Annotated in this window: 14 protein-coding genes and 1 pseudogene; 9 read left to right on the forward strand and 6 right to left on the reverse strand. The window is 64.2% G+C overall.

Annotation, left to right across the window (positions count from 1 at the left end):
* Positions 1-10 precede the first annotated feature (10 nt).
* The 5 genes from AB1N67_RS14385 to AB1N67_RS14405 form a co-directional block, all read right to left on the reverse strand.
* Positions 11-1,087: a M28 family peptidase gene (locus AB1N67_RS14385; RefSeq protein ID WP_043209011.1), complete on the reverse strand. Its 1,077-nt coding sequence runs from the start codon at positions 1,085-1,087 to the stop codon at positions 11-13.
* A gap of 18 nt (positions 1,088-1,105) precedes the next feature.
* Positions 1,106-1,387, reverse strand: a complete 282-nt coding sequence (locus AB1N67_RS14390; RefSeq protein WP_043209012.1) for a DUF6555 family protein — start codon at positions 1,385-1,387, stop codon at positions 1,106-1,108.
* A gap of 423 nt (positions 1,388-1,810) precedes the next feature.
* Positions 1,811-2,029, reverse strand: a complete 219-nt coding sequence (locus AB1N67_RS14395) for a hypothetical protein (RefSeq protein ID WP_332773170.1) — start codon at positions 2,027-2,029, stop codon at positions 1,811-1,813.
* A gap of 58 nt (positions 2,030-2,087) precedes the next feature.
* The gene (locus AB1N67_RS14400; RefSeq protein WP_043209016.1) at positions 2,088-2,552 is read right to left on the reverse strand and encodes a hemerythrin domain-containing protein; all 465 of its coding nucleotides are present in this window, start codon (positions 2,550-2,552) and stop codon (positions 2,088-2,090) included.
* A 119-nt stretch (positions 2,553-2,671) separates the two neighbouring features.
* On the reverse strand, positions 2,672-2,962 hold the full coding sequence (locus AB1N67_RS14405) for a hypothetical protein (RefSeq protein WP_090344628.1): 291 nt from the start codon (positions 2,960-2,962) through the stop codon (positions 2,672-2,674).
* Positions 2,963-3,216: 254 nt separating this feature from the next.
* Between AB1N67_RS14405 and AB1N67_RS14410 the strand changes: the two genes are divergently transcribed.
* The 7 genes from AB1N67_RS14410 to arsJ all read left to right on the forward strand — a co-directional run bounded on the left by AB1N67_RS14410 (position 3,217) and on the right by arsJ (position 10,879).
* Positions 3,217-3,672, forward strand: coding sequence for a (2Fe-2S)-binding protein (locus AB1N67_RS14410; RefSeq protein WP_367863095.1), 456 nt, complete (start codon positions 3,217-3,219; stop codon positions 3,670-3,672).
* Positions 3,672-5,921, forward strand: a complete 2,250-nt coding sequence (locus tag AB1N67_RS14415; RefSeq protein WP_367863096.1) for a molybdopterin cofactor-binding domain-containing protein — start codon at positions 3,672-3,674, stop codon at positions 5,919-5,921. The genes AB1N67_RS14410 and AB1N67_RS14415 overlap by 1 nt, the downstream gene beginning before the upstream one ends.
* 16 nt (positions 5,922-5,937) lie before the next feature.
* A complete protein-coding gene (locus AB1N67_RS14420; RefSeq protein WP_367863097.1) occupies positions 5,938-7,275 on the forward strand; it encodes a cytochrome c in 1,338 nt (445 codons plus the stop codon).
* A 166-nt stretch (positions 7,276-7,441) separates the two neighbouring features.
* Complete coding sequence (locus tag AB1N67_RS14425) at positions 7,442-7,798, forward strand: metalloregulator ArsR/SmtB family transcription factor (protein ID WP_043209026.1); 357 nt, start codon at positions 7,442-7,444, stop codon at positions 7,796-7,798.
* A gap of 55 nt (positions 7,799-7,853) precedes the next feature.
* Positions 7,854-8,570: an arsenical resistance protein ArsH gene (arsH, locus tag AB1N67_RS14430; RefSeq protein ID WP_043209028.1), complete on the forward strand. Its 717-nt coding sequence runs from the start codon at positions 7,854-7,856 to the stop codon at positions 8,568-8,570.
* A 62-nt stretch (positions 8,571-8,632) separates the two neighbouring features.
* A complete protein-coding gene (locus AB1N67_RS14435) occupies positions 8,633-9,637 on the forward strand; it encodes an ArsJ-associated glyceraldehyde-3-phosphate dehydrogenase (RefSeq protein ID WP_043209030.1) in 1,005 nt (334 codons plus the stop codon).
* A gap of 9 nt (positions 9,638-9,646) precedes the next feature.
* Positions 9,647-10,879 carry an organoarsenical effux MFS transporter ArsJ gene (arsJ, locus tag AB1N67_RS14440; protein ID WP_367863098.1) on the forward strand — a complete coding sequence of 411 codons (1,233 nt, stop codon included), beginning with the start codon at positions 9,647-9,649 and terminating at the stop codon, positions 10,877-10,879.
* Between the two features lie 127 nt (positions 10,880-11,006).
* Here the strand turns inward: arsJ and AB1N67_RS14445 are convergent, their stop codons facing one another.
* Positions 11,007-11,900 (reverse strand): universal stress protein, encoded by an 894-nt coding sequence (locus tag AB1N67_RS14445; RefSeq protein ID WP_102081466.1) that lies wholly within the window; start codon positions 11,898-11,900, stop codon positions 11,007-11,009.
* 162 nt (positions 11,901-12,062) lie between these two features.
* Here AB1N67_RS14445 and AB1N67_RS14450 point away from each other — a divergent pair, with 162 nt between their 5' ends.
* Positions 12,063-12,959 carry a universal stress protein gene (locus tag AB1N67_RS14450; protein WP_332773182.1) on the forward strand — a complete coding sequence of 299 codons (897 nt, stop codon included), beginning with the start codon at positions 12,063-12,065 and terminating at the stop codon, positions 12,957-12,959.
* A 35-nt stretch (positions 12,960-12,994) separates the two neighbouring features.
* A pseudogene (locus AB1N67_RS14455) lies at positions 12,995-13,102 on the forward strand (ribose-phosphate pyrophosphokinase); the annotation flags it as partial.
* Positions 13,103-13,121 lie beyond the last annotated feature (19 nt).

A 13,121-nucleotide genomic window follows, 5' to 3' on the forward strand; every position in this document is an offset into this window, starting at 1 on the left:
GGGAGAGGGTTCAACGTGGATTGTGGGGGGCTGATGGGGTTTGCGGCGCCAGCGCGTATTCCACCAACGTCGCTGCACAGGCCGTGATGCCATCGCCATGGATCATCTCGAAGCCATGGGTGTTCTCCGTGGGAATGGCCAGGCAGCCTGCCTGCGCCGCGACACCCGCGCTCATGACCGCACTCGCGTCACTGGCGAAATCCACCAGCAAGGCGGCTTGCGGCCTGTACCCGGCGCGCTGCGCCGCCGCCGTCAGCCCATGGACGACACTACGGCTGTAGAGACCTTTTTGATCCCCGGTATTGATGATCGGGTCGGCGCTCAACCGGGTACCGTACTCGTCCAGCACCGGGCCCACTTCGACTGCCACGGTAGTATCGCCCGGCAGGCGCGCCGCGGCGTACATGGCTCCGGCGTTGGACTCTTCCTCCAGGGTGGTGAAGACGAACCAGACATCCTGGCGCAGCCCGGCGCGGCGTGCCTTAAGATCACGGGCACAGCCCAGCAGCGCTGCAACCGGCGCGCGATCATCGAGAAAATGCGCCGCGATGCAGTCGTTGACCGCGTAGGGTTGACGCCAGTGCCGGCTGAGCACGACCCGCGTGCCAGGCCTGATCCCGGCGCGTTCCAGTGCAGCGGTATCCTGGCGTGTGACCACGTGCACGTCCTGCCAATGCACGTCACCAGACAGGACTTCGCGACCATTGGTGGAGCGGCCGCTGTTGTGCATCGAGCCATAGGAGAGCACGCCCGGCAGGCACTGCTGGTCGCCGAGCAGCTCCACCGGGCACACGCCAAAACTGATCGGTTGCGCGCCTCCCAGTGCCAGTACTTCGAGCGTGCCGTCGGTCTTCACGCGCTTCACGATCATGGCGATCTCATCCATGTGCGCCATCAATCGGATGCTCTGTTCAGGCTCGCAAGGCTGGGTTGCGCGCAGCACGCCGAGCACGTTGCCGGCGCGATCGATGCGGGTTTCGTCGCAGTGACGAGCCAGTTCACGCTGGCAGATGTGCCGGACTTCATCCTCCTGCCCGCCCGGTCCGCGGGCCAGCAGCAGTGCGTGGAGTAGCGGATCGATTTCCATGATGACGTGCCCCCGGGCTCATGAGCCGTTGAACTTCTTCACATCGATGGGCGGGGCGACGAATTCGGGCCCCTGCCCCGCTGGACGCCAACGCACGTTGGCCAGGCCGTAGCGCTCGGCCATGGGTCGGCTGACCTTCTTGATCGTGTGCTGGCCGAACCGTGGGATGATGCCCACGCCCGCATCGCAACAGGCCCAATGCCAGGCCTCGGCATTGTCCATGCGCCCCAGGCGGATGATGAACGTGCGGTACTCGCCATGGAGTTCGTACTCGATCACAAACAATTGCTGCCCTGCCATCACAAGCCTCCTCAGTGGTTCCAAGCCTATGGAGCAGGGGCAGGGAAAGAAAATTCATTCGAGATTCACACGCTTGATACAGTCGCCCCAAACGACCGCCGGAACGCTCGCAATGAACCTTGGCCCCGCTCTCGGGCTCGATTGCCAAAGCGCGCAGGAAAACGGCCATGAATGCATTCAACGAGCCTTTGGAGCGGGAGCGACGCAAGCGCCTGGCGATCGATTGCTGGTTCGCCCTGTTCGACGATCACACGCTACGCCAGGACTGCCCCAGCACCTACCACGAGACGCTGTTGCGCCAAGCGGATGAAATGGACCGACTCGGGTTGGTGGAGTGGACCGAATGGCGCGACCTGCGCCGGCTGGCCGACCGGGCGTTCCTCAGGGCGGTCGCCGGTGCGGACTACCATCCGGCCACACCGCTCAGGGTTGTTGGTAGTGGGCCGGGGATGTGCCCGGCTCATGTTCATGCTCGATGCGCTGCACCTGTACATCGGTGAACGACGATGACTCGCCGCGATGCAGCCCCTGCAGATAGCTGCGCGCGCTTTCCACGCTGATGTCCTGTTCGTCGCTGCGCATTTCGCAGGTGCCTGGTTGGTTATCGAGGATGTAGCTGATCAGAAACAGATGACTGGCCATGGACGGCGCTCCTGTCGAGAAAATGAAACGCGACCGGCTACCCGGTCGCGTATGGGCGTCAGGCGGCGCTCTGGTCGGCCTTTAGCATTTTCTTGTGGGCCTGCATGGCGACGCCCATCTCCTCGAGCGCCTGCTTGCCCAGCAGCTTCTTGGCAGTCGGAAAGAGCTCGCCTTCCTCCTCCTCGATATGGTGCTCCAGCAGCTCCTTCATCACCTTGACCCTGCCTGCGAACTCCACGGTGCCAGTGTCGGTCTGCAGCAAGTCGGGCAAGACCAGCGAGTCGACGGTGCGGTGTTCCTCCTTGGCCTCGTAGTACATTTTCTCCTCTTCCTTGCCCCCGGCCTGCTTGATGGCCGGGTAGAGGATCTGCTCTTCGAGCGCGGTATGGATCTGCAGCTCCTGTTCGATGCGGGCGAGCAACTCACTGCGCTTTTTCACGGCGCGCTCGGTGGTGCTGGACAGTTCCTCGAGCAGTTTCTTGACGGTTTCATGATCCTGGATCAGCAGTTCGATGGCATTCATTGTCGGGCCTCATCAGTCGATGGAATACAAAGACTTGCCCTGTGTGGAGTCATCGCCCGCTACGTCGGTTCGTGGTGGCCGATAAATGGCAGCGCACCGGCCGCGCCGCGGGGTGTCGGTCACTTGGCGCAGGCGGGGACCGCGACGCGCTCGCCGGCTATCCACCTGGCGCGGCCCACCCCCCAGGCCAGCGCCCGGGTCATGGTCTCGCCTGGGCGAGCATCGAACGCTTCTTCGTGCAAGGCCTTGCCGCCACGTGCATACACACCGATGAACAACTGCGTGGCCCCGGTGCGCGACAGCCTTACCTGCACATCGATACAGGTGCCATCGTCGAGCGCCTCCTGATGCGTTCGATGATGAAGGGTCGCATCAGCCCAGTTCCAAAACACATTACCCCTGATACGCATGTCGGCCTCCTGCGACTCCTGTCCAGAGCGCCACCCTATCGAAACCGCCCTGGCATGCAACCTCCATGGGCAGGAATGAGAACTGAATCAGACAACCGGTGGGCTACCCTGCAATCAGGCTAATGATCGTCCAGCATCGGTCTAATGCTGCCGCCCTCGAGCTGCGCTGCGCCTGTGCTAGCGTTTCCTGATTGGGTGCCCTGCCCTCCTGCCGACGAGAATCGACACATCAACCGACTGATTACAGGTGAGCCATGGAGCTGAAAATCAACCAAAAGACCTACCAGGTCGATGCCGAAGCCGACACGCCGCTGCTGTGGGTGATTCGCGACGACCTGGGGCTGACCGGCACCAAATACGGCTGCGGCCTGGCCCAGTGCGGCGCCTGTTCGGTGCTGGTCGACGGCAACGTGGTGCGCGCCTGCGTCACGCCGGTGGCCGGTGTGGTCGGGCGGGAGGTGACCACCATCGAGGCGATCGAGGCCGATGAGGTCGGCAAGCGCATGGTGGCGGCGTGGGTCGAGCACCAGGTGGCCCAGTGCGGCTATTGCCAGTCCGGCCAGGTGATGGCGGCCACCGCGCTGCTCAAGCACACGCCCACGCCCAGCGACGAGCAGATCAACGCGGCGATGGTCAACCTGTGCCGCTGCGGCACCTACAACGCCATCCACGCCGCCATGCACGACCTGGCCCAAGGGGGTAAAGCCTGATGAAAACGCCCCTGGAGCTCCCCGAAGACCTGCTGAGCCTGACGCTCGGTGCAACCGTCAACCTGTCGCGCCGGCGTTTTCTCGCCGGTACCGCCGTCGGTGCACTGGTGCTGGGCTTCGGCCTGCCCCTGGGTTCACCCAGGGTGCAGGCGGCCACAGCCACCGGCACTGAACGCGGCACCCAGGTACCGGCCTTCCTGGAGATTCGCCCGGACAACACCGTGCGCCTGCTCAGCCCGTTCATGGAAGGCGGCCAAGGCACCTACACCGCCATGGCGCAGATCGTCGGCGAGGAACTGGATGCCGACCCGGCCACGTTCGTGGTCGACAGCGCCCCACCTGGCGAAGCCTACGTGGTGATGGAAAACGGCATGCGCATCACCGGCGGCAGCATGTCGGTGCGCATGAGCTACCCGACCATGCGCCGTCTCGGCGCCATGGCCCGCGCCATGCTGCTGCAGGCCGGCGCCGAGCACTTCGACGTGCCGGTGGGCGAACTCTCCACCGAGCCTGGCAAGGTCGTCCATGGCGCCTCTGGGCGCAGCATCACCTATGGCGAGCTGGCCGGACGCGCCATGGACCTGCCCGTGCCGGACCCGGCCAGTGTCCCGCTGCGCGACCCCAGCCAGTTCCGCTGGATCGGCAAGCCGGTCAAGCGCGTCGATGCCTACGACAAGTCCACCGGCAAGGCCCAGTACAGCATCGACATCCACCTCGACGGCATGCTCCAGGCCGCCGTGCAGCATGCGCCACGTCTGGGCATGACCCCTGGCGGCATCCGCAACGAAGCCCAGGTCAAGGCCATGAAAGGCGTACATTCCGTGCACCTACTGCCCGGTGCGGTCGCAGTGGTCGCCGAGCGTTGGTGGTACGCCAAGCGTGCAGCCGAGGCGCTTCAGGTCGACTGGCAGGAGCCGGGGCCCGACGCGACGGTACGGCCCATGCCCAAGGATTTTTCCAGCGATGCCTGGCGCGAGCACCTGGCAGCCCAACCAGGTCCAGGCCGCGATGACGAAAAACATGGTGATGTAGCTGCGGCCCTGGCCAGCGCCAAGACCACCGTCGAGGCCACCTACCACAATCAGTACCTCAACCATGCCCAGCTGGAGCCGCCCTCGGCGACCGCGCGCTTCAACCCGGACGGTTCGCTGGAGGTGTGGCTGCCCAACCAGGCGCCAGACATGTTCCGCGACGACATCGCCAAACGCACCGGGCTCGACCCTGCGCGGATCACCCTGCACTCGCCTCTGCTCGGCGGCTTTTTCGGTCGGCATTTTCTCTATGACTCGGCCAACCCCTACCCGCAAGCCATCGCGCTGGCCAAGGCGGTCGGCCGCCCAGTCAAGGTGATCTGGAGCCGCGAGGAAGAATTCCTGCGCGATGTGCTACGCCCCGTCGCCGTGGTCAAGTTCCGCGCCGGGCTCGATGACAGAGGGCTGCCGGTGGCGCTTGAAGCAGTGAGCGCCACCGAGGGTCCTACCGAAGCCATCGCCGGCAAACAGGGCGAGCAACTGGACCCTACAGCGCTCGAGGGGCTGTCGGGCAAGGCCTACGCCATCGCCAACACGCGCATCGCCCAGATCTACGTCAAAGGGCCGGCCATGCTCGGCTACTGGCGTTCGGTGGGTAATTCGCTCAACGACTTCTTCTACGAAGCCTTTCTCGACGAACTGGCCGACAAGGGCGGCCAGGACCCCTACGCGTTGCGTCTGCACCTGCTGCAGGGCAACGCGCGCTTGACCGCATTACTGCAGGCGGTCGGCGAGTTGTCCGGCGGTTGGAAGCGCGGTCCGTTCACGGCCGAGGATGGCAGCACGCGCGCCCGTGGCGTGGCCATGGCCTCGCCATTCGGCTCCGAGGCGGCGGTGATCGCCGAGGTGTCGATCGAGAACGGCCAGGTCAAGGTGCACGACATTTGGCAGGCGATCGACCCGGGCAGCATCGTCAACCCGGCGATCATCGAAGCCCAGGTCAACGGCGCGGTGGCCCTGGGGCTGTCCCAGGTGCTGCTGGAGGAAGCGGTATGGCAAAACGGAATGCCGCGGGCGCGCAATTACGACCTGTATCCGGTGCTGCCGCCTTCGCGCATGGCGAGGGTGCATGTGCGCATCATCGAGAGCGGCGCGAAGATGGGCGGGATCGGCGAGCCCCCGCTACCAGCGGTGGCGCCTGCCGTGGCCAACGCGGTGGCACGGCTGACCGGTCAGCGCATTCGCAGCATGCCGCTCAGTCGCTATACCTTCAGCTGACGCCCAGGGGCCACCCATGCACAACCGTCGACTCGCAACCGCCGCCCGTTGGCTGGCCCTGCCGTGCCTGGCTGCGGCAGGCCTGTTGGCCTGGTATGTCACCCGTGAGCCAGCCTCGCCCCTGGCCGGCGAGGCGCCACCGGACGCTGCGCTGGTCAGTCGTGGCGAGTACGTCGCTCGCCTGAGCGACTGTGTCGCCTGCCACAGCCTGCCGGCGGGCAAGCCATTCGCTGGCGGTCTGGAAATGGCCACGCCGCTGGGCTCGATCCATGCCACCAACATCACCCCCGACCGGCAGACCGGCATTGGCACCTACAGCCTGGCTGACTTCGACCGCGCCGTGCGCCAGGGCGTCGCGCCAGGAGGCCGACGGCTGTACCCGGCCATGCCCTACCCCTCTTACGCCAAGCTCAGCGACGATGACGTCAGGGCGCTGTATGCCTTCTTCATGCACGGCGTACCGCCCGTCAACCAGGCCAACATCCAGAGCGACATTCCCTGGCCGCTCAACCTGCGCTGGCCCATCGCCCTGTGGAACGGCCTGTTCTCGCCCACCACACCCTATGCGGTCAAACCCGCACAGGATGCACTGTGGAACCGCGGCGCCTATATCGTCCAGGGCCCCGGTCATTGCGGCAGTTGCCATACCCCTCGGGGCCTGGCCTTCAACGAGAAGGCCCTGGATGAGCGAGGTGCGCCGTTCCTGGCCGGTGCCCTGCTCGATGGCTGGTATGCCCCGAGCCTGCGCGGCGACCACAACACCGGCCTTGGGCGCTGGAGCGAGGCGGACATCGTGCAGTTCCTCAAGACCGGGCGAAACCAGCATGCCGTGGTATTCGGCTCGATGACCGAAGCCTTCAACAACTCCAGCCAGTTCATGAACGACGAGGACCTGACGGCGATCGCGCGCTATCTCAAGTCATTGCCGGGCGACCGTGAGCGCGACGGTGCGCCCTGGCAATACCAGGCCTTGCCTGCCACGCACTTGGACACCCCAGGCGCCCAGACCTACCTGACCCACTGCGCCTCCTGCCACGGCCTCGATGGCAAGGGCCAGCCCGAATGGATGCCGCCCCTGGCCGGGGCCACCTCGGCGCTGGCGGAGGAAGACGCCTCGGCCATCAACATCACCCTCAACGGCTCGCAACGGGTCGTCGCCCAAGGCCAACCGGACGCTTACCGCATGCCGGCGTTTCGCGAGCAGCTGTCGGACCGGCAGATTGCCGATGTCCTGACTTTCATGCGCAGCGCCTGGGGTAATCGGGGCGGTGCAGTGCAGGCCCAGGCGGTCGCCAAGCTGCGCGAACACACCGACCCGGCCAGCAGCAGCCCGATCATCCTTCACATGCGCTGAGCGGTCGCCGGCCAATGCCGGACGAGGTGGCCAGGCCCTTGGCGCCTGACCGCCCCGCTGAGCTCTGCCTCTGATCAGCGGGGGCTTGAGATATATTCGATAAGGCGTATATTCACAAAATCATATATCCCTCGAAACTCGTGCTCGTCAGCCCATGAGAACCGCCATGATTGACCCTTTGTCGCCCACCCAGGTTTTCAAGTGCCTCGCCGACGAGAACCGTGTGCGCATGATGCTGCTGATTGCCCGCGAGGAAGAACTCTGCGTGTGCGAACTGATCTGCGCCCTGGATGAAAGCCAACCCAAGGTCTCCCGCCACCTGGCGCAACTTCGCACCTGTGGCCTGCTGGAAGACCGCCGCCAAGGCCAATGGGTGTATTACCGGTTACATCCCGCATTGCCCGCCTGGGTACGCGAAGTGCTGGCAACCACGCTGGAGGCCAACCGCGAATGGCTCAGCACCAGCACTCGACGCCTGGATGTCATGGGCGAGCGGCCCCAGCGCCTCGCCTCCTGCTGCTGATTGCCACCATTGGCGTGCGAGCAAAGAACGCCGTCCCTCTGCCAAGAGTGAAATCATGAACGAACACCCTATTCCCAACCTGGACAACGCACTCGTTGACCTGCCGACCGTGGACAAACTGGCGCGCGTGCAGACCTCCACGCACAAACCACGGATCCTGCTGCTCTACGGATCGACCCGCGAGCGCTCCTTCAGCCGGCTGTTGACCGAAGAAGCGGCCCGCCTGCTGGAACACTTCGGTGCCCAGACGCGCATCTTCAACCCCTCAGGCCTGCCGCTGGCCGATGACGCCCCGGACGATCATCCCAAGGTCAAGGAACTGCGCGAACTGGTGCTCTGGTCCGAAGGCATGGTCTGGTGCTCGCCTGAGCGCCACGGCGCAATGACCGGCGTGTTCAAGTCGCAGATCGACTGGATTCCTTTGAGCATGGGCGCGGTACGTCCGACCCAGGGCAAGACCCTTGCACTGATGCAGGTCTGCGGTGGATCGCAGTCGTTCAACGTGGTGAACCAGTTGCGTGTGCTCGGCCGCTGGATGCGCATGTTCACCATCCCTAACCAGTCGTCAGTGCCCAAGGCCTACCTGGAGTTCGACGAAGCCGGGCGCATGAAGCCGTCTGCGTACTACGACCGCGTCGTCGATGTCATGGAGGAACTGGTGAAATTCACCCTGCTGTTGCGCGACCGCGCCGATTACCTGGTCGACCGCTACTCCGAGCGCAAGGAGTCGGCCGAGGAACTGTCCAAGCGCGTCAATCAACGTTCTATCTGACCCCCTCATGACCTTCCTCACTTCCGTCGGAGGTGGGTTTACCGCACTACGAGCACAAGAACATGACAATCAAAGTAGGCATCAATGGTTTTGGACGTATTGGTCGTCTGGCGCTGCGTGCGTCCTGGGAGTGGCCAGAATTCGAGTTCGTGCAGATCAATGACCCGGCCGGCGACGCTGAAACCCACGCCCACCTGATCAACTTCGACTCGGTCCACGGACGCTGGCACCGTCAAGCCAATGCCGAAGGCGACTCGGTGGTGATCGAGGGCAAGCGCATCAAAGTCACCGCCAACAAGACGATCTCCGACACCGATTGGTCGGGCTGCGACCTGGTGATCGAGGCCAGCGGCAAGATGAAATCGGTGGCCGTGCTCCAGGCCTACCTCGACCAAGGCGTCAAACGCGTGGTGGTCTGTGCCCCGGTGAAGGAAAGCGGCGCGTTGAACGTGGTGATGGGCGTCAACCAGCACTTGTTCGATCCGGCGCAGCACCGCATCGTCACCGCCGCCTCCTGCACCACCAACTGCCTGGCGCCGGTGGTCAAGGTGATTCACCAGCACCTGGGCATCCGCCACGGCTCGATCACCACCATCCACGACTTGACCAACACCCAGAGCATTCTCGACACGCCGCACAAGGACCTGCGTCGTGCCCGCGCCTCGGGCATGAGCCTGATTCCCACCACCACTGGCTCGGCCACTGCGATCGCCGAGATTTTCCCCGAACTGCGCGGCAAGCTGAACGGCCATGCCGTGCGCGTCCCGCTGGCCAACGCCTCGCTGACCGACTGCGTGTTCGAAGTGGAGCGTGCGACCACGGCCGAAGAAGTCAACGCGCTGCTCAAGGCAGCCGCCGAAGGCCCGCTCAAGGACATCCTGGGTTATGAAGAACGCCCCCTGGTGTCCATCGACTACCGCACCGATCCACGCTCCTCGATCATCGATGCCTTGTCGACGCTGGTGGTCAACGGCACCCAGGTGAAGGTCTACGCCTGGTACGACAACGAATGGGGCTATGCCAACCGCGCAGCGGAGCTGGCCCGGCTGGTCGGCACGGCGGAGTAAGCAGCGATCATGAAGGCGTTGTCTGCCCTGTCTTCGCAAGTCCGTCAGTACCTGCTGGTGACCGGCAATTACTGGGCTTTCACCCTCACCGACGGCGCCTTGCGCATGCTGGTGGTGCTGCACTTCCATGCACTGGGCTACACGCCGCTGCAGATCGCGGCGCTGTTCCTGTTCTACGAAGTGTTCGGGGTGATCACCAACCTGGTGGGCGGCTACCTGGGCGCCCGTCTGGGGCTCAACCGCACCATGAACATCGGCCTGGGCCTGCAGGTGCTGGCCTTGCTGATGCTCACGGTGCCGGCCGCCTGGCTGACGGTGCCTTGGGTGATGGCCGCCCAGGCGCTGTCCGGCATCGCCAAGGACCTCAACAAGATGAGTGCCAAAAGCACTATCAAGCTGCTGGTACCGGACAGCCAGCAAGGCACTCTCTACCAATGGGTTGCCCTACTCACGGGCTCGAAAAACGCGCTCAAGGGCGTGGGGTTCTTCCTTGGCGGCGCACTGCTTGCCCTGCTCGGCTTCACCCAGGCGGTGCTGGCCATGGCGACAGTACTGGCCTTGATCTGGCTCGCCAGCCTGATCCTGCTGCAAAAGGATCTGGGCAAGGCCAAGGCCAAACCGAAATTCCGCGACCTGCTGTCCAAGAGCCGGGCGATCAACCTACTCTCGGGCGCACGACTGTTTCTCTTCGGCGCCCGCGATGTGTGGTTCGTCGTGGCACTGCCGGTGTACCTGAGCACCGCCTTTGGCTGGGATTTCTGGCAGGTCGGCGGCTTCCTGGCCAGCTGGATCATCGGCTATGGCATCGTCCAATCGCTTGCCCCTCGCCTCACCGGCAAGGCGCGCGGTCATGTCCCCGACGGCCGGGCGGCCTTGGCCTGGGCCACCGCCCTCGCTGGCGTGCCCGCGCTGATCGCCTTGGGCCTGACTGCCGGGGCGCCACCCCAGGTCGTGCTGCTCGGCGGGCTGATGCTGTTCGGCGTGCTGTTTGCGGTGAATTCGTCGCTGCACAGCTATCTGATCGTCAGCTATGCCAAGGAAGACGGCGTATCGCTGGATGTGGGCTTCTACTACATGTCCAACGCCCTGGGGCGGCTGATCGGCACACTGCTCTCGGGGTGGGTGTTCCAGGCGTATGGCCTACAGGCGTGCCTGTGGATCTCCTGCGCCTTCGTGCTGCTGGCGGCCTTGATTTCGGTCGCGTTGCCAAGGCATGCCAAGGGGGTTGTCGGTGCGCATTAGCCCCCGGGCGGCCGTGCGACCGGCCACCAGGGTGACCGCACAGGACATCATCGAGTGCCACGTTCCTCCCTATGAAGTCGACTTTTGTATTGAGCTGGTGCGCCATGGCCGTGCACATAGCACCGTGTCAGACCGCAGGTGTCGGCTTGACCGCCAGAATGCTGCAGGGGGCACTGCCGATGAGTCTTTCGGTGGTGTCCCCAATCAGTTTGGCCCAACGCTTGGGCTGCACCACGCCCACCACGACCACATCGATCATCAGCGAGCTGATATGCGCCTTGATGATGCGAAGTGGCGCCCCCTCGACGAAGTACCGATGCGAATAGGCAATACCGTGCGCATCGGCCAAGGTATCGAACGGTACCCGCAGTGACGCTCGCACCTCCTGTGCCCATGGCTCGGCGAGCTCTGCATTGGCCAGCATGGCCATGGGCAGGTCGTAGGCCGACAACAGGTGCGCGTGCCCATTGCACTGGAGCGCCAGTTGCTGACCGGCCTCTATCAACCGGTGGTTGAGCACGTGCTGAGCAGGCTCGGGACTGGCCACATCCACTGCAATCAACACCTGGGCCGGCATGGCCGGCGCATTGACCGGCACGAACTGGAACAGCCCTTGGCAGGCATGCAACAACGCATAGTCGAGCGAGGCCTGCGCGATCTGCCCAAACATCGAGCTGGCGGGGCAATCCTTGATCACCAGGTCAGGTGCGAACTTCGCAATATAGGCGGGGAGGAAATCACGCGGGTTGAGGGTCTGCACGGCCTCGAACGATGGACGGGGCCGGTGGGCGCACTGCTCGTCGAGCAACGCATTGAGCTCGGCATTGAAATGCACGAACGATGCTGTCGCTGCCGGGGGTTGCTGCAGTTCGTGGTGCAATCGCAGCTCCGTGGGCTCATAGACAGCCAGTACATGCAACGCCGCGCCCGAAGCATCCGCCAACGCCAGCGCCCGAAGCAAGGCGGCCGGACATGACTCGGGCTGGGTCATGATCAAGAGAATCCGGCGGTACGGGCTCATAGGCCACCTCCCGAGACGAGGGTCGACACTCGCAGCCCCGTCATTATCAGAGCAGGTGCTGGCGCAAGCTTGATAAAAATCAAGGCTTGAAAGGCCCGATACGTCACCCTTGGCCTGTACCGATGCGCCTTGCTCAAGGCTGCCATCGCCGAGGAGGCCATCATGACTACCTATTCGCGACTCCTGTTGATCTGCCATCCAGACCTGCACCCCTCGCCCGCCATGGCCCGCGCGCAAGCGCTGGCCAGTGGCACGGGGGCTACTCTGCACCTTGTGGTGTTGAGCCAACTGCCAAGCCGCTTGGCGACGCTGGACCAGGTACTGCGCAGCAATGCCCGCAAGCAGGACGCCGAGCATCGCAAGGCCTGGCTGGCTGAACAGGTCGCGGCGCTGGGGGCGCTCGGCATCACCGCCTACGCCGAAACCGTGGACGAAGACGATCCGCTGAAGGACTTGATTCACCTGGCCCAACTGCATCGTGTGGAAATGGTGATCAAGGACATCAAGCACGAAACCGCCCTGAGCCGCGCCCTGCTCACGCCACTAGATTGGCAGTTGCTGCGTCGTTGCCCGATCCCTCTACACCTGGTGGCCCATGCCGAGCCCACGCTGCCAACACGTGTCATTGCCGCTGTGGAACTGGCCGAGAACGGCCCAACGATCCAGAAACTCAACGATCGCATCTTGCAAGCGGCACACACCCTTGCGCAGCGCTGTAAAGCGCAACTGCACCTGCTTCAGGCATACGAACCCAGCCCCAGCTTCGTTGCCTATGCAGCCGCCCCTGTGGCCTGGACCGAGGCGCTGGTCGAGGAAATGACCGGCCGCGCACGCGAGCGTCTGGCAAAGCTGGGTGCCGACCAAAGCATTCGGCAGGATCACCTGCATCTGGTGCGCGGACCCGCCAGCAAAGTCGTCAGCGAGTTCGCCAATCAACAGGGTTTCGACGTGGTGGTGATGGGAACGCTCTACCATGAAGGGCGCACCAAGGTTGTCGGCAGCACCACCGAGCAGGCCCTGTACAAGGTCCATTCCAGCATTCTGGCCATTCACGGTTGAATGCGGTGGCGCACCGTTTAGGCTTGATGCTGGCCAAGGCAGGGCTGAGGGGCGAGCATCTGATAGGTGACGTGGCCGGCAGAACCGTCATCGTTTTCGACGACCTGATCAGCACCGGTCAGACACTGCTGCGTGCCGAGCAATTGCAGGACACCTGATACA

This window comes from Pseudomonas guariconensis (genome assembly GCF_040822035.1).
Classification (GTDB): Bacteria; Pseudomonadota; Gammaproteobacteria; order Pseudomonadales; family Pseudomonadaceae; genus Aquipseudomonas; species Aquipseudomonas guariconensis.